22 protein-coding genes are annotated in these 25,141 nt (G+C 44.6%); 3 read left to right on the top strand and 19 right to left on the bottom strand.

The window, feature by feature from the left end; all coding sequences use genetic code 11:
• Window positions 1-85: 85 nt before the first annotated feature.
• The 14 genes from MKY28_RS05015 to MKY28_RS04950 form a co-directional block, all read right to left on the bottom strand.
• Entirely contained in the window at window positions 86-2,038 is a 1,953-nt protein-coding gene (locus MKY28_RS05015) for a stage V sporulation protein D (protein WP_036614879.1), read from the bottom strand.
• A gap of 94 nt (window positions 2,039-2,132) precedes the next feature.
• Window positions 2,133-4,466, bottom strand: coding sequence for a penicillin-binding transpeptidase domain-containing protein (locus MKY28_RS05010; RefSeq protein ID WP_340935201.1), 2,334 nt, complete (start codon window positions 4,464-4,466; stop codon window positions 2,133-2,135).
• A gap of 12 nt (window positions 4,467-4,478) precedes the next feature.
• A complete protein-coding gene (locus MKY28_RS05005; protein WP_036674831.1) occupies window positions 4,479-4,907 on the bottom strand; it encodes a hypothetical protein in 429 nt (142 codons plus the stop codon).
• A 27-nt stretch (window positions 4,908-4,934) separates the two neighbouring features.
• On the bottom strand, window positions 4,935-5,885 hold the full coding sequence (rsmH, locus tag MKY28_RS05000; RefSeq protein ID WP_036674830.1) for a 16S rRNA (cytosine(1402)-N(4))-methyltransferase RsmH: 951 nt from the start codon (window positions 5,883-5,885) through the stop codon (window positions 4,935-4,937).
• 18 nt (window positions 5,886-5,903) lie between these two features.
• The gene (gene mraZ / locus MKY28_RS04995) at window positions 5,904-6,341 is read right to left on the bottom strand and encodes a division/cell wall cluster transcriptional repressor MraZ (RefSeq protein ID WP_017687291.1); all 438 of its coding nucleotides are present in this window, start codon (window positions 6,339-6,341) and stop codon (window positions 5,904-5,906) included.
• 273 nt (window positions 6,342-6,614) lie between these two features.
• On the bottom strand, window positions 6,615-7,880 hold the full coding sequence (locus tag MKY28_RS04990) for an adenosylhomocysteinase (RefSeq protein ID WP_036674829.1): 1,266 nt from the start codon (window positions 7,878-7,880) through the stop codon (window positions 6,615-6,617).
• Between the two features lie 44 nt (window positions 7,881-7,924).
• On the bottom strand, window positions 7,925-9,556 hold the full coding sequence (bshC, locus tag MKY28_RS04985; RefSeq protein ID WP_340935197.1) for a bacillithiol biosynthesis cysteine-adding enzyme BshC: 1,632 nt from the start codon (window positions 9,554-9,556) through the stop codon (window positions 7,925-7,927).
• A gap of 157 nt (window positions 9,557-9,713) precedes the next feature.
• Window positions 9,714-11,483 (bottom strand): ABC transporter ATP-binding protein, encoded by a 1,770-nt coding sequence (locus MKY28_RS04980; RefSeq protein WP_036614890.1) that lies wholly within the window; start codon window positions 11,481-11,483, stop codon window positions 9,714-9,716.
• Between the two features lie 17 nt (window positions 11,484-11,500).
• Window positions 11,501-12,382, bottom strand: a complete 882-nt coding sequence (locus tag MKY28_RS04975; RefSeq protein WP_370511422.1) for an ABC transporter permease — start codon at window positions 12,380-12,382, stop codon at window positions 11,501-11,503.
• A 47-nt stretch (window positions 12,383-12,429) separates the two neighbouring features.
• Window positions 12,430-13,362, bottom strand: coding sequence for an ABC transporter permease (locus MKY28_RS04970; RefSeq protein ID WP_036614893.1), 933 nt, complete (start codon window positions 13,360-13,362; stop codon window positions 12,430-12,432).
• 189 nt (window positions 13,363-13,551) lie between these two features.
• Window positions 13,552-15,249, bottom strand: coding sequence for a peptide ABC transporter substrate-binding protein (locus MKY28_RS04965; protein WP_036614896.1), 1,698 nt, complete (start codon window positions 15,247-15,249; stop codon window positions 13,552-13,554).
• Between the two features lie 153 nt (window positions 15,250-15,402).
• Window positions 15,403-15,777: a DUF3397 domain-containing protein gene (locus MKY28_RS04960; RefSeq protein WP_036614898.1), complete on the bottom strand. Its 375-nt coding sequence runs from the start codon at window positions 15,775-15,777 to the stop codon at window positions 15,403-15,405.
• On the bottom strand, window positions 15,777-16,736 hold the full coding sequence (locus MKY28_RS04955; protein ID WP_340935189.1) for a ketopantoate reductase family protein: 960 nt from the start codon (window positions 16,734-16,736) through the stop codon (window positions 15,777-15,779). Before MKY28_RS04955 ends, MKY28_RS04960 begins: the two co-directional genes overlap by 1 nt.
• 150 nt (window positions 16,737-16,886) lie before the next feature.
• Entirely contained in the window at window positions 16,887-17,537 is a 651-nt protein-coding gene (locus MKY28_RS04950) for an RsfA family transcriptional regulator (protein ID WP_036674824.1), read from the bottom strand.
• A 313-nt stretch (window positions 17,538-17,850) separates the two neighbouring features.
• Here MKY28_RS04950 and MKY28_RS04945 point away from each other — a divergent pair, with 313 nt between their 5' ends.
• Window positions 17,851-18,087: a DUF2626 domain-containing protein gene (locus MKY28_RS04945; protein ID WP_017687281.1), complete on the top strand. Its 237-nt coding sequence runs from the start codon at window positions 17,851-17,853 to the stop codon at window positions 18,085-18,087.
• A 184-nt stretch (window positions 18,088-18,271) separates the two neighbouring features.
• Window positions 18,272-19,351, top strand: coding sequence for a hypothetical protein (locus MKY28_RS04940; protein WP_340935187.1), 1,080 nt, complete (start codon window positions 18,272-18,274; stop codon window positions 19,349-19,351).
• 23 nt (window positions 19,352-19,374) lie between these two features.
• On the opposite strand, the gene MKY28_RS04935 is transcribed toward MKY28_RS04940, so the two are convergent.
• Together MKY28_RS04935 and MKY28_RS04930 are read right to left on the bottom strand one after the other, a co-directional pair.
• Entirely contained in the window at window positions 19,375-20,646 is a 1,272-nt protein-coding gene (locus tag MKY28_RS04935; RefSeq protein WP_340935184.1) for an extracellular solute-binding protein, read from the bottom strand.
• 221 nt (window positions 20,647-20,867) lie between these two features.
• Window positions 20,868-22,202, bottom strand: coding sequence for a PhoH family protein (locus MKY28_RS04930; protein ID WP_024628438.1), 1,335 nt, complete (start codon window positions 22,200-22,202; stop codon window positions 20,868-20,870).
• A gap of 152 nt (window positions 22,203-22,354) precedes the next feature.
• On the opposite strand from MKY28_RS04930, the gene MKY28_RS04925 reads away from it, so the two are divergent.
• Window positions 22,355-23,050, top strand: coding sequence for a YhcN/YlaJ family sporulation lipoprotein (locus MKY28_RS04925; RefSeq protein ID WP_076318867.1), 696 nt, complete (start codon window positions 22,355-22,357; stop codon window positions 23,048-23,050).
• Between the two features lie 7 nt (window positions 23,051-23,057).
• Here the strand turns inward: MKY28_RS04925 and MKY28_RS04920 are convergent, their stop codons facing one another.
• The 3 genes from MKY28_RS04920 to MKY28_RS04910 all read right to left on the bottom strand — a co-directional run bounded on the left by MKY28_RS04920 (window position 23,058) and on the right by MKY28_RS04910 (window position 25,057).
• A complete protein-coding gene (locus MKY28_RS04920) occupies window positions 23,058-23,510 on the bottom strand; it encodes a pyridoxamine 5'-phosphate oxidase family protein (protein WP_076318866.1) in 453 nt (150 codons plus the stop codon).
• A gap of 98 nt (window positions 23,511-23,608) precedes the next feature.
• Window positions 23,609-24,670, bottom strand: coding sequence for an LCP family protein (locus tag MKY28_RS04915; protein WP_340935182.1), 1,062 nt, complete (start codon window positions 24,668-24,670; stop codon window positions 23,609-23,611).
• Window positions 24,671-24,760: 90 nt separating this feature from the next.
• Window positions 24,761-25,057, bottom strand: a complete 297-nt coding sequence (locus MKY28_RS04910) for a YlaH-like family protein (RefSeq protein WP_036614990.1) — start codon at window positions 25,055-25,057, stop codon at window positions 24,761-24,763.
• Window positions 25,058-25,141 lie beyond the last annotated feature (84 nt).

Genomic DNA, 25,141 nt, shown 5'->3' with positions numbered 1-25,141 from the left:
TTAATATCGTCAATACAACCCAATAATGAAACGCACTTGAATGAATTTTGTTGCGCTAGAAGCCTCAAACTACCCCTAAGCCCCGTTATTCATCCTTTGTGTGATCATGTGCATCGTTCAGTACATTCCCCATATAAATGCGGATGGTTGATCCCTGATCTACCCTCGCCCCAGGTTTGGGTGCCTGATTAATCACGTATTTACCACTGCCAGACTTCGCCAGCATAAAATTCATGTTCAGGTCTTCGTACAGATCTTCAACAGTAGCTCCTGTCAGGTCTGGGACTGTCACGATTTTGGTTTCACCATACTTGTATTCTTTGGCGACCTGATCCTTCCGAACAGGGACATTCATATAATGCAAAGCATCTTCAAGGATGTTCTGCACAATCGGGGCGGCAACCACACCTCCGAACTGAATTCCTTTGGGATTATCAACTGCGGTATAGACCACAATCTGTGGATCATCTGCCGGTGCAAATCCGATAAAGGATACGATATGCTCGGTCGAGGAATAACGTCCGTTGATAACCTTCTGGGCTGTACCTGTTTTGCCACCGACCCGGTATCCATCAATGAATGCCGGACGCCCGGTACCTTTTGCGACAACACTCTCGAGTGCTTCACGTACTTGTTTGGATGTATTCTCCGAGATCACCTGACGAACCAGTTCCGGCTTGGCTTCTTCCATGACTTCTCCGGTGACCGGATGGACCCACGCTTTCGTAACATAAGGCTTGTAAAGTTTACCCCCATTGATGGCCGCTGACACAGCAGCTACTTGCTGAATGGGCGTTACGGATACACCTTGACCAAAAGCCGTCGTTGCAAGCTCGACAGGTCCCACTCTGGACAGTTTGAACAGAATTCCACTGGCTTCTCCGCTGAGGTCGATCCCTGTCTTGGTACCGAAACCAAAGTCTTTAATATAGGAGAAGAGCGATTCTTTGCCCAGCCTCTGCCCCAAAGCCACAAAGCCCGGGTTACATGAGTTCTCCACAACTTGTAAGAAGGTCTGACTTCCGTGGCCGCCCTTTTTCCAGCAGCGCAGACGGGCTCCACCCACCTCAACATATCCGGGATCAAAAAATTGATCCTGTTGCAGATTGACTTTTTTCTCTTCAAGCGCTGCTGCCAAAGTAATGATCTTAAATGTGGAACCCGGCTCGTAGGTCATCCAGATCGGTAAATTGCGATTGTATATCTCCGCGGGATATTGCTGATAATCGGCAGGTTCGTATCCCGGTCTGCTGGACATCCCCAAAATTTCACCCGTTTTCGGATTCATCGCTATGGCCAATGCTGAGTTCGCCTGGAACTTCACCATGGCCTGATCCAGTTCTCTCTCCATGATGGACTGAATGGATTTATCAATGGTCAGCTTGAGGTTAAGGCCGTCCTTCGGTTCCACATACTTCTCGGATGAGCCCGGCATTAGCCTTCCGGCCGCATCGGACAAGTAGGACACACTGCCATTCAAACCATTCAGCTTATCATCATATTTCTTCTCGACACCCGTTAAGCCCTGATTATCAATGCCCGTAAAACCAAGAATATGGGCAGCCAAATCATCATAAGGATAAAAACGTTTATTGTCTTCAGCAACAACGATACCCGGAAGCTTCAAATCACGGATGCGCTGAGCTTTCTCCATCGTAATTTTGCGGCCGCCGGGTTGTAGTCGTACAATGAGTTCTCGTTTCTTGATGGTTGCGAGCACTTTTTCTTCCGTCATCCCAAGCAATGGGGCCAGCGCTTTAGCCGTCGTTTCAGCTTCTTTAACCTGAGCCGGAATGGCCATAATAGTCGGTGTTGTCACATTATAAGCCAGAGAGGTTCCATTTCGATCCAGGATCTCCCCTCGCTTGGCTGAGTAAGGTATATTACGCCGCCAGGATTCTTCTGCTTTTGCTGACAATTCAGGGCCTTCCCCGAGCTGTACATAAGCAAGCCTGATCATCAGGGCCGAAAATAACAAAACTAAAATCATTAAACTCCATAGCAGCCTGCGCCGCAGATTTACGCTTGATCCCTTCACGAAAAGATCCCCCCACTCGTCCCAAAATCATGACATTCGTTCCATTCATGAATATTCAGGACAACCGGGGGTTAGAACAAGCTGTCAGAGCTCCCTAAGGAAGTGTAGCTCCGTTTGTTGCTGGATCGTCAGAGGATTCGGATTCATTGGTAGGAGCCTTGTTGTTATCTGTTTCGTCTGTTTCGTCGGTTTTAGCTTCTCCGCCCGAAGCCTCTTGTTCCTTCACTTCAGCTTCTGATGACGGATCAGAAGAGATTGGAGCTTCATCGGCTATACCTGTCACTGCAGCTTTGGCAGTTTGCAAGTTCAGCTGTACAGTTCTCTGTTCACCTGCGACCTGCTCGGTTTGTTTCACGACATAACCCTCGCCCTTGACCGTAACCCCCACTTTCATGAGAGAAAGTACTTCAAGGGCATCCCGGAGAGATTCACCTGTTAGATCGGGAATCTTCATCTTGCTGCTTTCTTCCGTTAGCAGATAGATTCGTTGGCCTGGATTCATAGAGGCGCCAGCAACCGGATACTGCCGAATTACATTATCACCTTGACCAAGAGTCACATAAGCAATACCTGCGCTTAGAAGCTGGCTTCTGGCCTGTTTGGCTGTCTTGCCACTTAAGTCAGGCGCCTTGGCTTGCACGACAGAGACTTCTTTTGACTTTTTGTCAGGAGTTTTGGCTGTATCTTTGGGTATTCCCATGTATTGAAGAGTCTGGCTGACAATCTTTTTGAACACCGGCGCAGCTGCGGTTCCTCCCCCAATGTTGGTTCCATCCGGTTGGTCAATGACAACAAGTATAGCAATCTTCGGATTATTCACGGGCGCGAATCCAATAAACGATACAACGTCTTTTGACTTGCTGTATGCTCCGTTAACAACCTTTCTTGCTGTACCTGTCTTACCAGCTACACGGTAACCTTCAATATAGGCGTTACGACCGGTACCAATCGTCTGATCTGCAACCACTTGTTCCAGATAACCGCTCACCAGTTTGGAAGATTCCTTGGAAATCACCTGACGGACAACTTTAGGTTTGATGACTTCCGTTGTTCCATCATTCGGGTTCTTGATCTCCTTCACCAGATGTGGCTCCAACAATTTGCCGCCGTTGGCAATCGCAGAGATGGCTGCGACCTGTTGAATTGGTGTTACCTGTACAAGACCATGCCCATAGGCTGCCGTAGCAATCTCGGATTTGTAAACCAGTGGCTTGATCGGGGACGCTGCCTCATTTGGCAGATCAATACCCGTCTTTTTGCCGAAACCGAATTCGTCTATGTAATGACGCAGACGTTCACCGCCAAGCATGTTGTAACCCAAGTTAACAAAAGCAATGTTACTTGACCGTTTGACACCTTCGAGATACGAGATCCAACCATAGGAATGACCATTATCACTAATCGGGAAACCACCGATATACATGCGTTTGGATTCAAAACTTGCATTGGGATCGAAGAGTTTTTCTTCAACAGCCCCTGCTAGAGTAACTATTTTGAATGTACTACCTGGCTCATAGATGGATTGGGTAGCATGGTTGATAAAATTCTTTTGATCAGGTGTACTCCCATACGTATTCGGGTTAAAGGTTGGCCAGTTCGCCATCCCTAGAATCTCCATCGTGTTTGGGTCCGCAGCAATGACCGTCATGCTAAGTGGATTATACTTGGCAACGGCTTCTTTCATTGCATCCTCAATGTAGAACTGGATCGTATCATCGATGGTCAGCGTAAGGTTCTTACCGTTCTGAGGTGGCAAATAGTTATCCTGTGAATCCGGAAGTTTAATGCCTTTGGCATCCTTCTGATAATTCAGATATCCATCTGTGCCTGTCAGCGCTTCATCATATGAGACTTCAAGTCCATTGACAGCTTTCCCATCACGGCTCATATATCCCAAGAGGTGAGAAGCAAGTGTTTCTTCAGGGTAAAAACGCTTCGACTCCTGAGCCATCACAATTGCATTACGAGCCTTGTACTCTTCTTGTAATTCCTCACGCAGTTCGTTGACTTTTTCCGCAAGCTCTGGACTTATCTTATATCCTTCACTCCGTACTTCACGTTGCTGAAAAAACTCACCATCTTTTTTCTTCGCTGTGACCAAAGCACGCATCTCACTCTCATTTTTCCCAAGAAGGGTAGAGAGTTTCTCCGTAACAACATCCTGAATTCCGAGTTCATTAATTAATAACGGATTAACAGAAACCGTATACGCAGGGGCATCGGTAGCCAAAATATTACCATTTCGATCCGTAATCGTTCCACGTGCAGCCTTAATCGTCTGTTCCCGCTCTACCAAACCGGCTGCCCGTTTCTGCCATTCACCGCCATTCACAACCTGAATGAAAAAGATTCGGGTTACGAGTACAAGAAAAAAGAGGGTAATACATCCCCCTATAAGCAACGTGCGCATCTTTATTCTTTTTATCATCGGAACACCTCTTTACTTACTGCTTGCTGTATTCGAGGACGACTCAGTGCCAGTTGATTTCGTACTTGTTGAGCGAGGTACATAAATGACATCCTTACCGGAAGCTTCAACGTAACCAAGTTGTTTTGCATTTTCGATGACCTGGTTGTTCAATGTTTCTTTTTCCACCTGCAGGTCTGCAATCGTCTTTTCATACCCCTTGATATCCGAAATAGTGGACTGCGCCTGCTTGTTCAGATCATAGATATGAGCATAACGAGACATCAAGGCTCCTCCAACAAGGATAACTGCAACCAGGGTAATCAGATACAAAATCTTCTCGCGTGCCGGAAGACCCGTACGACGGGTCACCACTTTGGTGGTTTCTTTGTATCGTTGCTGGGTCACACGTTCCTGGGACGCTTTTTCTTTTACAGCGAGATTACCACGTGTATATGCCATACTCCGATTCTCTCCTCCACTCTTGATCTACAATTTCTCGGCTACGCGCAGCTTGGCTGAACGAGCACGTGAATTTTCGGTCAATTCCGTTTCCGTTGGAATCAACGGTTTTCTGTTAACTAAACGCAGGGTCCCCTTGCCGCCGCATACACACAACGGAAAATCGGGTGGACATGTACATTTTTCCAGATAACTGCTGAAAATCTGTTTACATATCCGATCCTCAAGGGAGTGGAAGGTAATAACAGATACACGTCCTCCTGGTGCCAGACAACGAACAGCCTGATGTAAGCCTTCTTCAAACGCACCCAACTCATCGTTGACGGCAATGCGTAATGCCTGGAAGCTGCGTTTGGCAGGATGTCCACCTGTACGGCGAGCTGCCGCCGGGATGCCTTCCTTGATCAGTTCCACGAGTTCACCTGTCGTCTCAATGGTAGATTGCGCTCGTTTTCCCACGATAACACGGGCAATTCTTCTCGAAAACTTCTCTTCACCATAGCGATACAAAATTCGAGCAATCTCTTCTTCTGGCCACTCATTCACAATCTCTTTGGCCGTCAGCATTGCATCCTGGTCCATTCGCATATCGAGCGGAGCATCGTGATTGTAGCTGAATCCACGTTCTCCTTCATCAAATTGCGGGGATGACACACCCAAGTCGTACAAAATACCGTCGACCTGTGGTACACCATCCTTCATTGGTACATCCAGATCCTTGAGTACCTGTTCCAGATCCCGAAAATTGGTTTTCACCAATGTTACACGTTCTCCATAAGCTGCGAGCTTCTCGCGAGCATTATCCAAAGCCCAATCATCCTGATCAAGTGCGATCAGACGTCCCCCTGGACCGAGCTTGGAAGCAATCACGGAGCTATGTCCGCCACCGCCTAAAGTGCAGTCCACGTATATACCGTCCTGCTTGATGTTTAATCCCTCTGTTGCCTCTTCTTTGAGTACGGTTATGTGGTGAAACAACCTGCACCCCTCCTGACTTTATAAATCAAAATTAAAATCGACCAGCTTTTCGGCAATGTCGTTGAATGCTTCTTCGGATTGATTGAAATAACTCTCCCATATGCCTTTGCTCCAAATCTCCACCCGGTTCGACACGCCAAGAACAACACAATCCTTGTCCAGCTTGGCATACTCTCTTAAATTGCCCGGCAGATTTACCCTGCCCTGTTTGTCCAGTTCACATTCGGTTGCACCCGAGAAAAAAAACCGGGTAAACGCACGTGCATCAGATTTCATCAATGGCAGTGCTTTGAGCTTCTGTTCCATGACCCCCCACTCCTCCATGGGGTACACGAAAAGACACTGGTCCAAACCCCGTGTGACAACGAAAGACGGTCCCAGAGATTCGCGGAATTTAGCCGGAATGATAACCCGACCCTTATCATCAATGCTATGTTGGAACTCCCCCATAAACATTGGCCCACTCACTCCTCACCCGTTTCTCCCACTTTGCCCCACTTTCCACCACCTAAGCATAATAGATTCGCACAAAAAAATCAAAACCCTTCTTGCATGACTTGATTTTTTAATTTTTCAGCATAAAAAAACGTCCTTGATCCTGTAACTCAGGATCAAAGACGCTTCCCTTAAACGGGCAATCGTATGTCTACCCGCACATGAGCCATATCATCAATAAACCATTCTATACCTATTGAATCATTTCATCAGCTTGTAATTATTGGATAGTGCTTAAAATTTCCAGCTATCCAGATATTTCTCTTGCTCAGCTGACAAGGAGTCGATGCCAATATTCAGGCTTTCAAGTTTATAGCTGGCAACCTGCTGGTCAATATCATAAGGTACATTAACAACGTTTTTACCCAAGTTTTCATAATTCTCACTTACATAACGCAGACCAAGCGCCTGCAGAGCAAACGTTGTATCCATGATTTCGGCAGGGTGACCATCTGCTGCACCCAGGTTCACAAGACGACCTTCAGCAAGAAGGTACATTTTACGACCATCTTTAAAACGATATTCCTCAATGTTGCGACGAACTGTGCGAATCGATTCGGAACGTTTAGCCAGTTCAGGTTTATTCACTTCAACATCAAAGTGACCCGCATTACTCAGGATCGCTCCATCCTTCATCACATCGTAATGCTCCCCTGTGATAACATCCTTATTGCCTGTAACTGCAATAAAGAAATCGCCCAATTTGGCGGCTTCCACCATCGTCATGACCCGGAACCCGTCCATGTGTGCTTCTACCGCTTTGATTGGATCGATCTCGGTTACGATCACATTTGCACCAAGACCTTTGGCGCGCATCGCTACACCTTTACCACACCAGCCATAACCTGCTACCACTACGTTTTTACCAGCGATAACCAAGTTAGTTGTACGAATAATCCCGTCGAATGCAGATTGTCCAGTACCGTAGCGATTGTCAAACAGATACTTGCAGTATGCGTCATTAACCGCAACCATCGGAAACTTCAATTGGCCTTCTTTCGCCAATGCTTTCAAACGGATAATACCCGTTGTCGTTTCTTCTGCTCCTCCGCGAATGGTTGTTGCGAGGTCAGGGCGCTCGGATGCAATAATGGTTGCAAAGTCTCCACCATCATCAATAATGAGATCAGGCTTCACCTCAAGCGCACGCAGTTGCAGTGATTTGAATTCCGCAGGCTCCGGATTGTACTTCGCATACACCGTAACGCCGTCTTCCACCAATGCTGCGCAAACATCATCTTGTGTAGACAATGGATTGCTATGCGTAATCGTCACTTCTGCTCCACCGGCTTGGATCACTTTTGCCAAGTAAGCTGTTTTCGCTTCCAGATGAAGACAAATAGCAACCTTCAAACCTTTGAAGGGCAGATCCTGTTCGAACTGGCGACGAATGCGGTTCAGTACCGGCATATGCGCTTCTACCCAATCAATTTTCAGGTGACCCTCTGAAGCGAGTCCCATATCTTTAACAATACTGTTTTGCAATGCAGGTGTAGTCATTTCACGTCCTCCTCGTTTATGTGTTTCTTCTATTATAAAGGGCTCTACAGTGCAATAACCTTATGCTCTCCAAGGAATTCACTTGAGGCCTTAATCAGTTCATCGATCCACTCGGTGCCATAACGATTCAGGTAAAAGAGTGCATTATGTACTCGTTCCTGTGGTTTGCCCGTTGGGAATAAGGAGTTCTGAATGCCGTTCCAGTGCCTTAGACTCACATTGTGTTTATCTTCGATAGCTTTGTGAGTCTGTTGTTTCAGATACTGCATTTGCTCGTTGATTTTACTCAAATTGGTGTCGCCAATTCGTTCCAGCCCCGGATGAATCTCCGCGATCTCATCTAGCAACGGTCCATACAGATCAAGAAACGCTTCCTGAACCTTGTCAAACTGTTCATCTACCTGGAACGTCTCCTGCTGTGCGAGCCATTGCTCCTTCTTTTCTTCCATATGATATTGAACATCCTGAAAAGAAAGTCCATATTGTTTCATATGTTTGTGATGAATATCTTCCATAATGGTGAAAGACAACCGCGGCAACAAAATGGGCATTTGCAGGCCGAACTGACGGAATGCTTCCCGAGTCAAACCCCAATATGCAATTTCACCTTGCCCCAAAATAACAGCGGCTACAGGCAACACGGAATCTTGCATTAATGGTCGTGTCAATACGTTGTTACTGAAGCGCTCCGGATGTTCTCCCAGTTCCTGAAGCAAACGTTCCTCTGAGAAAGAAACCAAACCTTTGCGATCACTATATAAACCGTCCTTCAACAACAAGAGCAGACGCGTACCTTCATGAATGTAGAACAGATTAGCTCCATCCTCCGCCACTTCGGCAGGCATAGCATAACCAGCTTGTTGTACCAGCGAAGCACCTTGAGTGTATGCGCTGCGCAGCACTTCATTTTTTCGTATCAACCGCTCAAACACGGGCTGTTCCAACCTGCGTAAATCTGGATCCGATGCATCCATTAGAACAAGTCCACTGCTGGCAAACAAAGCAGATATCATGCGGGCAAATGCATCACTCAGATTTGAACTGGATTGATGGATCTCTGTGATGCATTTCATCAGTCCTGGTTTATGTATCGTATCAGGTAAAAGATGTTCCACCTGTTCGAGTACATTCATCCACTGCTGCGTATCCACATGAACATTACTCACAGAATCCCTTCCTGCGAATCGTCCTTGTAACTTAACCTTGTTCATGTCTCCCTGACGATCAGGTAGATATGTGTGGTTAACCTCATCCCAGTCATGGTCTTCACCGGCAATCCAAAATACTGGGACTACCGGGCGTTGAAGTCTTTCTTCCGCTTCACGCGCAGCTGCCACTATGCTGGCGGCTTTGTATATGACGAACAGTGGTCCGGTGAGCAGACCGCTCTGCTGTCCTCCTGTAACCACTAATGCATCTTGTTCTGCAAGACGTGTGATGGACGCATGAACCTCTCCATGGTCGTTCACCCGCTTATTATATATACGTAAATACTCTGCCAGATCACGACGATCAATACGTGTGTTTTCCGATTGGTCCAGCCACTCGGCACGCGCCTGAAGTCCTGATTCCCAGCGAATGTCATACTCGTAAAGGCCACGCGCAGCATCTCTTGAACAGATATAATCTTCTGCAAGTCTTGATCCGCTGCGGAGTGCCTCGGTAATACCGTTCATGAGGTCTGCCTCCTATTCTGCTTCAAAGAGCCTTTCTTGATTGTACCGAATTCAGGGCCGCTTCGTCAAAAGAAAGTAATTAAAATACGAAAAAAACCGCCGAACGAGTCGGCGGCATTTAATACATCAATAATAGCATATCGCTTTAATATTCCTATTATACGTAAGGTTCTGCAACCCAGTGACCTTTGGAAACCTCAATCAATTGAGAATTTTCCAGGTTGTACGGATCATTTGCAGGACCGCCAGATCCGTTCTGAATCGGGCTCATATGCTCTTCTGGCAGCAAGATGCGACGTTTGTTCGCTTCCACTTCCGGATCAGGTACAGGGATCGCGGAAAGCAATGTTTTGGTGTAAGGGTGGACAGGGTTCGCATATAGTTCTTCACTTTCTGCGAGCTCAACCACTTTACCCATGTACATTACAGCTACACGGTCACTGATATGTTTAACCATTGACAAGTCATGCGCAATAAACAGGTATGTCAAGCCGAGACGTTGCTGAAGTTCTTCAAGCAATTTAACGACCTGCGCCTGAATGGATACATCCAGTGCAGACAATGGCTCATCACAGATGATGAATTTAGGGTCTACAGCAAGCGCACGCGCAATCCCGATCCGTTGTCTTTGACCACCGGAGAATTCATGTGGATAACGAAGTGCATGACTTGGATTCAAACCTACCAGATCAAGCAGTTCCTCCACTCGTCTCTTGCGCTCTTTAGAGCTGGAAGCCAGACCATGAATATCGAGTGACTCCCCGATAATATCCATAACATTGAAACGCGGGTTAAGAGATGCATATGGATCTTGGAAGATCATCTGCATATCTTTACGCATTTCTTTCATTTTGCGCGGGGACAACTTGTAGATATCCGTTCCGTTGAAGTTAACATTTCCGCCAGTTGGCTCATAAAGACGCAGAATGGTACGACCTGTTGTGGATTTACCACAGCCAGACTCGCCTACAACGCCAAGTGTTTCACCTTCAAAGATATCAAAGCTTACGTCATTGACCGCTTTGAGAATGTTACCTTTACCCAAATTAAAGTACTGTTTCAAGTTTTTCACTTGTACCAGAGGCTTATTGCTGCCTTTGATAATACCAGCCGGAGCTGGTTTTTCCTTTTTGGGCTCGTCCAGACGTGGCAAGGCATTCAGCAATTTAATGGTGTATGGATGTTGAGGGTTACTAAAGATTTCTGCAGTTGTTCCTGTTTCAACAACTTCGCCTTCCTTCATAACAACAACACGGTCACACATACCCGCTACGACACCAAGGTCATGCGTAATCAGCATGATCGATGTTCCCAGCTTTTGCTGCATGTCTTTCATGACATCCAGAATTTGAGCCTGAATTGTAACGTCAAGTGCAGTTGTCGGCTCATCCGCAATCAGAAGGGATGGACGACATGCAAGCGCGATCGCAATCATGGCACGCTGACGCATACCACCAGAGAATTGGTGAGGATAATGATTCATGCGAATAGCCGCATTTTTAATACCTACAAGTTCCAGCATCTCCAAAGCCGCTTTATTCGCCGCTTGTTTGGACATGTTCTGATGCTTGCGCAATACTTCAGTAATTTGTTTACCAATTTTAATGGTAGGATTCAATGAAGTCATTGGATCTTGGAAGATCATACCGATATCTTTACCACGAATCGCTTCCATTTGTTTGTCTGTCTTATTCAGCAGGTCTTGCCCGTGAAAAGTAATTTCTCCGCTTTTGACCTTCGAAGGCGGGGAGGGAATCAATTTCATGATGGTTTGGGCGGTAACACTCTTACCACTACCCGATTCACCTACGATCCCCAGCGTCTCTCCTTTGCCAAGTTCAAAACTCACATGTTTAACGGCATCAAATTCACCAGAACGTGTTGAGAACGACACACTCAGGTCTTTGACAGTTAAAATCGGCTCCATAATCCCACCTCCTGTTTCTATTTACGTAATTTCGGATCGAGTGCGTCACGCAGACCGTCTCCGAGCAAGTTAAATGCAAGCATTGTAAGAACCATCAGACCTGCTGGGAACCACATCCGCCACGGGAATAGCGTCCAGCCTGTAAGTGCATCATTGATCATAGAACCAAGTGAAGATCTTGGTGCTGATACACCCAATCCAAGGAAGCTCAGGAACGCTTCAGCAAAGATTGCATTTGGAATGGACAACGTCAATGTTACAAGAATCGGTCCAATTGCATTGGGCAACAAATGACGGAACAATTGACGCCCTGTGCTTGCTCCCATGGACCTTGCAGCAAGAATAAAGTCTCTGTTTTTGAGTTGCATAATTTCACCACGCACAATCCATGACATGCTGATCCAGCCTGTGATGGTGAGGGCAATGATAATCGTTGTCAGACTTGGTTCCAGTACAACCAGCAACAAAATTACAACAAGCATGTACGGCAAGGAGTAAAGGATTTCGGAAAACTTGTTCATAATTCCATCTACACGTCCACCATAGAAACCCATGATCGCTCCATAAATAACCCCGATAACAAGGTCAATCAAGGCTGCGGCCAAACCTACAGTAAGGGATACACGTGCTCCTACCCAAGTTCTTACCCACACGTCGCGACCAAGCTCGTCCGTACCGAACCAGTGCTCCGCACTCGGTGCTGCATTGGCATTCAACAAATCATTGGAATAATAATTATAACTTGTAAACAAAGAAGTTGGACCAATCAAAGAGAAAATCACGACAAGAACCAACACGCTCAGACTGATCATTGCAGCCTTATTGGTTGCAAGTCTGTACATGGCATCTTTAAAAAGGGATACACTTTCTTGCGGTTTAACCGCTGCCTGACTAGTCAGGTTCGTGTTCGCCGTTTCATTCTTTTTATTATTCGTGCCAGACAACGTTATGCCCCCTTCCGGCTTTCCAGCTTAATTCTAGGATCAATCAGCACGTAAGCGATATCCGTAAAGAAACGAGCCAACATCAGGAGGATACCATAGAAAATCGTGATCCCCATGATCATAGTGTAATCACGGTTTGTGATACTCTCTACGAATACTTTACCAATTCCCCCGATGTTAAAGATCTGTTCAATTACAACGGAACCTGTGATGATATTCGCTGTCATTGGACCAACATAAGTTACTACTGGTAGAATACCGTTTCTTACAACGTGTTTAAACATAATTGCAGGCCATTTCAAACCTTTGGCTTTAGCTGTTTTGATATAATCTGCATGTAAAACTTCAAGCATGCTCGAACGCGTCAAACGAGCGATAAAAGCAATCGGAGATGCAGATAGCGCTGCAACCGGAAGAACGTAATCCAATGGACCATCAAAGCCCATAACGTTAAACCAGCCTAATTTAGTAGCAAAGAGATACTGCAATAGTGACGCAAGCAAGAAGCTCGGAACAGCTATCCCTATGACAGCCAGGATCATCGTGATATCATCAATGAGTTTACGATGGTAAACTGCAGCAATAAGGCCCAGCAGAACACCCACGATAATGGAGATAACAATTGCAAACACTCCAAGCTTCAGCGAAGCGGTGAATGTTTCGCCGATCATTCCGGCTACATCTCGATTGAGATATTTCATTGAGACTCCGAAATCTCCCTTAATGATTCCACCCATATACTTCAGGTATTGTTCATACATCGGTTTGTCCAATCCATACTTCTGTTCCAGCAAGACCCGAATTTCAGGCGATACTTTTTTCTCAGATGTAAAAGGGTCACCCGGAATAGCCTTCATCAGGAAGAAGGTTGCAGATGCGAGTATGAAAAGCGATAGCAGCATAAATAATAGTTTTTTCAACACATACTTAACCAACCCTTGCACACCTCCACAAACAATATTTTGTATACAAATCGATTGTAGAATTAGACAGAAATAAAGTCCAATCCATTTATCGGAAATTTCAAGAATTATAAGGAAAATCGGTGCACATACAAAAAATCGGGATATATATGGAATTCCACATATATATCCCGAAGTATTCATATTAGACTTCAGAACAACTTATTTCTCTTCCAGATATGCACGAGTGTAGTCAATAGCTCCACTGAAATCAAGTTGTACACCTTTCAGGTAAGGCTTAGTCAAAGATACGTTAGTGTAATAATAGATTGGCATAACGCCCATTTCATCTTGAATCAGGATTTTCTCAGCGTCAGCAAATGCAGCCATACGTGCAGCTGGATCAGCAGATTTTACAGTTTCTTTAACATCTTTGTCATACTGTTCGTTGCTGAATTTGGAATCATTGTTTGTGTTTCCAGTAGTCCACATTTCCAAGAAGTTGTATGGATCGTTGTAGTCAGCAGACCAACCTGCACGAGCTACTTGGAAGTTTTGGTTTTGACGGTTCTCAAGGAATACGCCCCACTCTTGGTTTTCTGTTTTCACATCAACACCAAGATTTTGTTTCCACATGTCAGCAACCGCCAAAGCGATTTTTGCGTGGCCATCACTAGTGTTGTAGATCAACGTAACAGCTGGCAATGTTGTGTAACCTTCTTCTTTCATACCTTCAGCAAGCAATGCTTTAGCTTCTTCAACATTTTCAGTGAAGTAATCGTCTTTGTGCTCATCACGGAATTCGCCGTTTTCACCACGGATACCTGGAGGTACAAAGCCGAATGCTGGAATTTGTCCACCTTGTGTAACTTTGTCAACAATCAGCTGACGCTGAATTGCCATTGCAAATGCTTTACGGATTTTAACGTTGTTAAATGGTGCTTCGTTTACGTTGAACTGATAGTAGTACGTACTTGCAATACCAGTAGCTTTGAACTCGTCCGGCAATTCCGCTTTTACAGAAGGAATTTGGTCGGATGGAATTTCACCGTTAGGTGCACCAGTGTAGTCCAATTGTCCTGATTTGTAAGCTTGCAGTTCGGAAGCACTGCTGTTTGTCAGAGACATATCGATTTCAGCCAATTTAATATCGGCAGCTGCATGGTAACCATCGTTTTTCTTCACAACAATTTTTTGACCTTTAGAGTATTGATCCATTACAAATGGTCCGTTAACGATCATGTTTTTGTAGTCTGTGAAGAATTTGTCATTGGTGTCAGCAGATGCATGTACTGGGTAGTACGTGTAGAATGCTGTCAGACCCAAGAAGTAAGGTGTTGGGTTTTCCAACGTTACTTCCAATGTGTGCTCATCAGTAGCTTTAACGCCTACTTGTGAGAAATCTGTGACTTTAGTACCTTTGTATGTTTCATCTTTGCTGAGGTTGTAACCTTCAGCGCCTTTAATATAGTACAATTGGTATGCATATGGAGAAGCTGTTTCCGGTTTCAAAGCACGTTCCCAAGAACGAACAAAGTCTTCGGCAGTGATTGCATCACCGTTGCTCCATTTAGCTTCCGGGTTCAGGTTGAAAACATATTTCAAACCATCTTCGGAGATTGTCCAGTCTTTAGCTACGCCCGCTTGTTCTTTACCATCAGCATCGATGCGAACAAGACCTTCATACAAGAATTTCAGAACTGTGTTGGTTTGGCTGTCTTTTGCTTGAGCCGGGTCCAACGTAGGAGGTTCAGCTGACAGGTTGATTTTCAGAATTTGATCTTTAGCAAGACCATTTCCTTCGTTTGCAGAACCAGTATCGGTGTTACCTGTGCCTTCGTTTTTCGATCCGCACGCTGCAAGTACGGTACCGAACGCCAAAATCAGCGTCAAAAGGACTAATAGACTTTTCCTTTTCATCTAACACGTTCCCCCTAAATTGATATGGTTTATATGTTTATAGATTATACAACCACCGGTCAAAAAAATCTACATTACTTTTTCAGAAAGTAATGTTTTTTTCAGTTTTCGACAAAATCGACACATTTTTTGCCTCTTATGCGTTATGTAACCTTACATCTGTTGCATGAAGTATCTAAATAATCCAAATAAAGTAAACAAAACATACCCGAAACTCATGATGACGAAAGACATGCGCCATACGGCCCGGAACATTCTACCCCTATCGACCTTCCCTTTTAGTCGATTTTGCGCACCCCCGATGAATCCAAGTGCTACTAGTATGAGTATTAATGTCAGATAAAAACCAAAATTCGAATCAAATGTTAAGTTGAATAACGCTGAAACTGAAAATACAAGAAAAAAAGTGGTTACATCCATTGCCATTCGCAATGCTTTACGTTTGTCTTTTTTCCATACGTACATGCCCCAATAGACAAGAAAGAACGGAAAAAAGGGCAATATGCTCAACACAATAAAAAGTCCCATTAATTCACTCCTTCCGGTTGCATTCCTTCAATCAGATGAAGCAGTATTTCATGTGTAGGTGCAAAAAGGTCCAACTTCTGTGCCATCTTTACAATATGACCGTTAATTGACCTCACTTCTGTACCACGTCCAGCGAGAACATCTGCAAGCATGGAGGAAGTATTCGTGGCAGTAGAACGACAGACCGATATCAGTTGATCCCACATATCCTGATCCAAACATATTCCACTTGCAGAGTAGATTAACAATACTTCATCATATAACTGGCGCATTAGCCTCTTTCGTTCTTCCTTGACGATCAATTCTCCATTAGGGATTCGCCATAGTGCCGTGAGCGGGTTAATGACTGAATTAATCAATAGTTTCCTGTATATCAGCTTATCGATTTCATTCGACACTGTACAGTCAAATCCTGCCTGCTGCAACGATCCCGACAGAGTAAATGTTCTCTTCTCCTCTATAGAGGTAGAAGCTCCTATATGTATGTTGTACCTCCCCAGCCTAGTTTCACCTGTACCTGCACGAGTCACCTGACTTTGTGTTCGCTTCGCACCTTCTGTTGTAACCGCACTACACAGAAGCGACTTTGGCAAAGCTGCTTGAAGTTTTGTAAGATGGCCCATCCCATTCTGAAAACAAGCGACATTCAGCACATGATCTTGTAATGGACTAATCTCATGAATGAAATCATCAATGCTTGTCTGCTTAACCATGAGCAATAACCATTCTCCTGGTTTTTTCTTCCATGTGTCAGTCAGCTTACTTATTGGTTTCGCCTGTAATTGATCCGGTAGAATATGTATTTCCTCGTCTTGTTCCACAATGGTTACTCCATTATGGCTGAGGAGGTCTGCCTGAGCTGTTGTTCTGGTCCAAAATCTGACCTGGTTACCTGACGCCAGCAGTTTCCCGCCATACAAAAGACCAAGTGCCCCCGCTCCTACGATGTCAATGATCATATGATGCACTCCTCTCCGCTTCAGTAGTTTCTCTTCTATTATCTATAATAGAACAAAAACACCAAACTAAAAACCCGTCATACCTGCCGTTGTGTAACGGAGGTGTGGCGGGTTCATACCTGACTTTCACAAATCAAACGTCTGAATTTGTTATTCAATTCGTTCCAGATTCCCGTTGGCATCCATCTTGAAACGTGTCTTAAGTTCCTCTTCTTCTTCGGACAAAAATGCGAGTCTGCGAGCCCGATCCATAATCTGAATCAAAGCTTTGTAGTCGTCATTCACCACACGGTAATCCGTCTGTACTTCATTCACTTCCTTGGAGAGACGGTCATTCTCAAGACGTAGTTCAAGCAATTCATCTTCTTTCTCCCGAAGCTCCTTCTCCAGCATCTTGAGTTGACGACTACTCTCCTGCACCGTTCCCTTCCATTGTCGCAGGAAGCGGATTACTGCATCCATCGATAATGAATCGTCTGAGATCCCATCTGATTTGTACAGATGTTCTTCAGTGTCCAGTGTAGACAGTGCTGCAACCTGCGGTCCGAGCATAGCTGGTTGCTTTCTGAGATAACTTCGTTTTTGTCGTTGTGCCTTGGCGTTACTGATGGCAGAATCATACTTTTTACGTACACAACTGTTCCAGCGAAAACCGCATGCGGCAGATGTTCTGCCTATTTTTTCGCCCACCTCTTCAAAAGCGGCCAATTGTGTACTGCCTTCCCGAATATGACGCAAAGTAACCTCAGCCAATATCAAATCGTCCTCTGTACTCCAAGCATCCTGTCTCACTGCAGTCATGCTATAATACCCTCCTAACAACATCCTAAAATAACCGTCCGCATTACCGGAAGCCCGGTATGTGAATTAGGTATAAAAGCTGCTTCATTCATTCTTATGCCTCTCATAGAGTTCATAGAATTGATTTCATACTAAAATGTATTTCCACATTCAGGCTTGCTCATACGTGACATACGTAAAACATATCCCTCTATACTTACTTTGAGAAAAAAAGAATTCGCTTTCATATCCAAATTTGTTTACACGTTTTTCCTTTCCCGGTATAATGTTGTGTAGACAATCTATGAACGTACTTAGGAGAGGAGGATTTACCGTGGCACGCATGTTTCGGGTACTCGGGTTCTTCACGCTTGCAATTGGCCTGATGGCTTTTGCGGGAGATCTGGTCGAAATGGCTTTGCTTTTTTTCCTGCAGACTGCGTTTTTTGTCATTTTGGGATACTTGAAATTTACCGAGCGAACGTACATATTGCTCTTCTGGGGTTATATGATCGTAACATTCACGGGGTTCAGCTACTGGACCGTATTCGAAATGGGGTTGCCGCTCTAATCCACCTGCAGCATCAAAGTGATCCGATATCTGTCGGGTTGCTTTTTTGTTGTGTTCAGATTAAATGAATGCTTATGGTGTTATGTAACCACTAAGGATATTTCACGTATTTGTTTCATATATTGTCTGGAAGACAACAAGCCTGTACGATTGTCATTTAAGAAGTGGAAAGGAGAATGGATCGGTGAAACGTCAACACGGCATTTCCGCCTTTATATTATGCATCATTTTATTCCTCCAGCTACCTTTAGCCTATGCCTATGGAGAGTCTTCACCTGAGGATACACGTGAGATATTACAAAAAAGTCTATCCATCGTTGAAATCGATCATGAAATCGAACGCATCACCGAAAGGCAGAAGCAGCTGGGTCAACAACACGAGACATTATCCGTCCAGCTGCAGGAACAGGAAGAGCAGATACATATTCAGCAAGATCGGGCCGGAGCTGTAGTGAGGTCCTACTACACAGGAGAACGCGACAGCCTCCTCATGACGGTCCTGGGAGCCAGATCATTCAAAGACCTGTTTGTACTGTATGATTATTACCAGATTATTATCGGACGGGATCAGGCTGTGCTGGACAAGTATCAGGACCGTTATCGCAATCTGCAACAGACTTCTACTCAGATTCGTCAGACTACAACAGAATTAACCGAAATGAAGACTAATCTTCAAAACCAGCGGGAACGTGTAGTCGCCTTGCAAAAAGAAGTGGATGCCCAAATAGCCACCAGCGGAGATGCGGCAGCGATTCAGAAACTGATGGATGAATTAACCCTTTATTGGGAGAATATAGGCATCTATGAGGTGAAACGATATTTCAAAGCATTGGCATCTGCCATGCAGAACCTGCCTGATTTTATCCAAAAACAAAACGGAGGAATATCCACGACTGGAACAACGTATACGATTCGAATTGGGCAGGATGAGCTTAATGCATTTCTTCGTTCCCAAAATTCAATCTTTGAAGACTTTGCCTTTCAGTTTAATCAGGATAAGATTATAGCTTCCGGTCAGCGGGATCAGTTGCAATTAAGCATAGAAGGACATTATACGGTAGAAAATGAACCCCAAAACTCCATTCGTTTTCATGTGGACAAACTTGTATTCAACCAGCTTGAATTACCAGACACCACTCGCCGAATGCTTGAAAAAGAATTTGACCTTGGGTTCTATCCACAGAAAATCCTGTCGTTTGTCAAAGCAACCGATGTTTCAACAAGTGAAGGCATACTGGAAGTAAAACTAGCTATATCCTTTTAAAGAGGTTGAACACGAACTTAACGTTAATTCGTCGTTCTAATACTGTCTACGTATTGATTCGCTGTAATTTCACCCTTTAAGAATTGTTGTACTTTTTTATGAAAACGAGTTATTAGAGCATGACTTTCGGTCGTTGCAGCAGGGACATCTTGGGTGGTCGGGAACCAGGATTGTCCCTTTGTCATGTCATAACGTCCAACGAGTTTCTCAGACTCCATATCCAGCTCCTGTTGCTTTGCGGGCAACCGGTTAACCTGTTGGTACCATTTCAGCTGTGTCGTAGCGGACGTCATTCCTTCAATCCATCTACTGGCCTCCTCAGCCTCAACCGACCCCGCAGTAATAACAAGGCTTCTGGAGTTTACGGTTTCCAAGGTTTCGAAAGAAATCCGCTCCAAAGAATCTTTATCAACTGCACTCGCTTGATCCGCACTTAATAATTGAGATAACAATGATACAACCATCGGTGTGCCGTTCTGGTCAGCAGTTGGAGAGAACTCTGAATTGGTAGACTCCAGCTTAATAAGGGGCTGAATCTGATTCATCAACTGAATCCCCTGCTGAAGATTCCCCGTTTGCGAATCTATCTGTGTTCGTTTAACTTGGTCTGGTGCCATTTTCGGTTCCAAATGATTCAGCCACGCATTTGTCCCGTACATATCATTGATGTTCATTATAATTAAAGGGGTGCCTTCCGCAACGGCTTGTTGAGTAAGTTTGACCCACTGATCTTTATTGCGGGGTAATGACTCCAGACCAGCTCTCTTCAGAAATGAAGATTGTGTAGCCAGAATGTACGGATCAAAATCAAAAGGCATTCCCCACTGATAACCATTCCACTCTGTCATTCCCCGTAACCCAACTACCGTATCTCCTAGCGACTTCGATAATGTTGTTCCGTTTAACGGATACAGGTACCCTTTTTGGGCATAGTATTGCACTTCCTCACTATCAAGCAGAACAACATCACCGTTCTCCCCTAGTGAAAATTCAAGATCCAAAACATGCTTATATGTATCCGGCTTCTCATTCCGAAGATTAATCTCTACCAGCTGGGAGGCAGCAACTTCTTTGGCTATTTTTTGAAAGGCTTGGAACTCTTCATCCGACATGGCCACTACAATCTCCAGCGGAGCTTGAGCATCTTCATTACGGGACGAAGACCCAGGAAAAGCATCCTTCTCCTGATCGCGTTCCTGATTGAGCTGCGAACCTCTAAAGTCAAAACTCGGTGACAAGATCGTTAACGAAAGCAGCAATACCGCGAATAAAACAACCTGATGTCTACGCTTCATTAACTTCCCTCCCTGTTCACCTAGTTTTTTCCTGCAGCAATTATTGTAACAAATAAGTAGTACTCTTGTCCTACCCTGCCGAAAAACACTTTTTCGGATTTTTGCATAATACGAGCATATCGAGTTCTGTGTAATAACGCTTACTTATTTTTTCAGCAAAAAGCCGGCTTCAGGAGCCGGCTTCCATAACAACATTTTCCGGGAAATAAATCCCCTAAATTTTACAATAAATCAGCTGCAAGCTGTGCCAGCTTGGACCGTTCTCCTTTTTCGAGCATGATGTGTCCGCTGATTCCCTCTTGTTTGAACCGTTCCACGATATACGTCAGACCATTACTGGCAGAATCAAGATACGGGTGGTCTATCTGTTCGGGGTCTCCCATCAAAATAATCTTACTGCCTTCACCGACCCTTGATACAATGGTCTTCACTTCGTGGCGCGACAGGTTCTGGGCTTCATCAATAATGATAAACTGTCCAGGTATCGATCTTCCACGAATATACGTTAAGGCCTCCACCTGAATACTGCCAAGCCCCATTAGGATTTTATCGATATCTCCGGCTTTTTTGGTGTCAAACAAAAACTCCAGATTATCATATATTGGCTGCATCCATGGACGAAGTTTTTCTTCCTTCTCACCAGGCAAATAACCGATATCTTTCCCCATTGGAACGACAGGGCGAGCGATCAACAGTTTTTTGTACTTATGATCATCCTCTACCTTAAGCAGACCTGCTGCAAGTGCCAGCAAGGTTTTCCCTGTTCCGGCTTTACCGGTGATGGTAACAAGCGGGATGTCATCATTCAAAAGCAATTCCAGTGCCATGCGTTGTTGTGCGTTACGTGCGCTAATGCCCCAGACATTGTCATTACTGAGGAAAAGCGGCTCCAGCTTTGTTCCCTCTGTGTTCACTTTAAGCAAAGCCGATTTATTGGTTCCCATCTCATCCTTGAGAATGACAAATTCATTCGGATACAACGAATAAGACAACTGTAACGGTTTGATTGGTAAAAAACGATATGTGTAAAACTCATCAATCACTGACGGATGAACTTTTAGGGCCGTATAACCTGGATATAACTCACTGAGTCCTGCCGTCCGATCTGATAAGTAATCCTGTGTGAACAGACCAAGTACATCCGCTTTGATACGCACAAGTACATCTTTACTGACAAGCACGACCTGACGTTCGACTACTTCCTTTTCATTCTCCTCAATCTGATAATTCAGTGCGACAGCCAAAATGCGATTATCGTTGGACACTTCACCAAACATTTCCTGAACTTTCACGAAACTCCGATGATTCAGCTCTACTTTCAGGTTACCTCCATTAGCCAAAGGTACCCCACTGTGCAAGTGACCCAGCTCTCGTAATCCATCTAACAGTCTGGATACATTACGGGCATTACGCCCAATTTCATCGGCATTTCTTTTTTTGGAGTCGATCTCCTCCAGTACAACCGCGGGAATGATTACCTCATGTTCCTCAAAGGCAAATATGGCATTGGGGTCATGCAGAAGCACGTTGGTATCCAATACAAAAATCTTTTTCATTCAATCCCCTCCAAAGCGGCGTCGTTAAAGGCATGAATAGTGTGATCTTTCAGCAGCGGCATGGACAATCATGATCCCATACATAAATGTATTCGACTAGGGCAAAATAATTGTCAACCATTCTGAAAAACTCCAAGAAAGGATGAACATTTATGAAAATATGGGTTTGCACGCTGCTTCTGATCTTTATACTTACAGGTTGCAACAGTTCCACACGCAGCGCTTCGCCGAATCAAGGTACACATGCGAAAGGTTACGGAGGAAATGTAACAACTCAGCAAGATCAAGGGAAAGGATCTCACATGCTCAATGCACAGGAAGATCGGATGAATCCTTCACGTTTGGACCGTCTCAATGAGAATACAGGTGAAGTCCATGATACCAACATTGCGGATGATGCACAGAGTGGCCGGATGCCCAATGAAAAACGAATCAATCACCTTAAAGCCCTTGCCAAGCAAGTAGAAGGTGTTGAAGATGCGAACTGCGTCATACTCGGTAATACAGCCGTAGTTGGCATCGATGTTGATGGTGAACTGGAACGTGCTCGGGTGGGTACCATTAAGTACGCTGTTGCCGAAGCACTTCGCAAAGACCCCGAAGGTATAGATTCCATCGTTACTGCTGATGCAGATGTCACTGAACGAATTAAAGAGATTGGTGAACATATTCGTCAAGGGCACCCAATCTCCGGTTTTGCTTCAGAACTCGCTGACATGGTGGGACGAATTATCCCTCAACTCCCAAAAGACGTCAAAGTCCGTCAAAATCCGGATGAACACATGAATCAAAAACAACAAATGCAGCAGCTGCATTCATCGGACAAAAGACAACAAAAAGCCCAGTGATCTCTCACTAGGCTTTTTTCATGGCAGCAAAAACCTGCTCATCTAATTTCTCAGCAGCACGCTGATCATATATTTTGACATATTGAGGCACAGAGGACAATTGAGCGCCGTAAAACAGAGCATTCCTCACCGCTTCAATTGTAATGTCGAAACAGCACATATTAAATGGAACGTCCAGCAGCGGATCTTGTCTTACTGCAGCACGTCCGTTCACTGCGTACACCGTCTCTTCTCCAAAGACAGTTACCGTAATGAGCGGATTAGTAATCATGTTTTTCACTAAACGTGAACGATGATCAATTGCTACACGAAAAGTAGAAGCATTCTCCGCATAAATCCAGGAGATGGCTGTTGAAGTCGGACCTCCGGATTCTACATCCACAGTGCTCAGAAGCACAAAGGTCTCATTCTTGAATTGCTGTAAAAGAGATTCAGTTAATTGTGTGACGGCTTCGGACATTCAACCAGCCCCCTAACCTTCTTTATGCAATTCTTGTACTTGGTTTATGTTATTATAGCATACCGATTAACGTGCTTCCAATCCCAAAAGAATGAAGGTTATTCGCCTGAAGGTGAAGCCGTTACTTTACCTGAAAGTGTATCTTGTAAAGCCTGCTTGGCATTGGCGAGTTCCGTTTCATTAATATACACATATGGACTTCTCCATTCTCCAGTAACTGGAGTATAATGCACATCCGAAGTGGAAATGTTCCAATACGTCGAGATAAAGTTTTTCATTTGTTCCGATTCCACATCTGTCGTCATATTCTTGTCAACTGCACCAATCACTTTGCTGATCTTTGTAATGCCCCCAAGAGATTTCATCTGATCCAGCATGGAGTTCAGCACTTGGTTTTGACGTTTATTACGATCAAAGTCATTGGATTCATCAGTCTTCGGATTACAATTGGATTTGCGGTAACGAACAAAATCTAGTGCTGTTTTACCATCGAGATGTTGTGCGCCTGCGACCAGATTGATATCCGTACCGTCGGCTGTATCTCTATAACACATATTTTTATCCACAGTCACATCCACGCCACCCACGGCATTGACAGCATCACGGAATGCCTGGAAATTCAGGACGGTTGTATAATTGATATCTACATCCAAATACTTGCCCATCATTTCTTTCATTTGATCCTCTGCATTTTTGCCAGTGGTTTTTTCCTGTGCTTTGAATCTTGGATAATAGGAATTCAGCTTGTTCGACTTGTACCCATCCAATTGAATACGTGTGTCTCGTGGTAAAGATACAATGGTTGCCGTCTTGGTCTCTGGATTCAACGAAGCCACCATAACAACATCCGAGAGATGTGTGCCAGTTTCAGGACGGTTATCTGTGCCTAATAACAGCATCGTGATCGGTTTGGTTGTGGCTGACATCCCGGGAGGTACCGGTTTATCGATGCCTGTATCCACGACTTGATTGTATACCCAGTACGCATATCCACCGCCTACCACAATGGCAATAACCAATAGACTTAAAAGGATTCTGCCAAAAGCATTCATTCTCTTTTTCTTCTTAGGCTGCTTGCCCTTGCCATTCTTCGATCCAGAAGCACCGGATTGCGTTGGTGCCTGTCTCCGTGGAGGCAGTCCGTTCGAATTTGAGTTCATATCTTCAACACCTTTATCACATCTGTTTTTGTCTAAATAAAAGACAACCGCTTTCCCTAAGGAAAACGGATGGTCTGTACAAGACAGGATTTATGAGTTTCGAGCGGCAGCTTCCGCTTTTTTCTTTTGACGACCTTCAATAAAATAACGCACTCTCACTAATAACATCAAACCAACCGCCACCAGCAAACATTGAATGATGGGCAGCTTGTCGATCTGAAAAATAAGAAGCATGAATGTGCCCATCGCCATCAAAATATAGAGAACGATTTCCTTACCAAGTGGCAATTTCTGACGTACCCGAAACACCTTATTATATACGTAAGTAATCAATACAAAGATGACGATGTAGGCTACGATCGGGTGTGATGCGAACCATGCTTGCATGCACAGCCAGCTCCTTTCGTGTTCATGCTAGGATAAGTTAACTGATTGATGGAATTCCCTTTAGCAACTTAGAGAGCCAGTACG

This window comes from Paenibacillus sp. FSL R5-0473 (assembly GCF_038004565.1).
GTDB lineage: Bacteria > Bacillota > Bacilli > Paenibacillales > Paenibacillaceae > Paenibacillus > Paenibacillus amylolyticus.
Note: the sequence above shows the minus strand (reverse complement) of the source record. Positions and strands in the feature narration are given on the sequence as shown.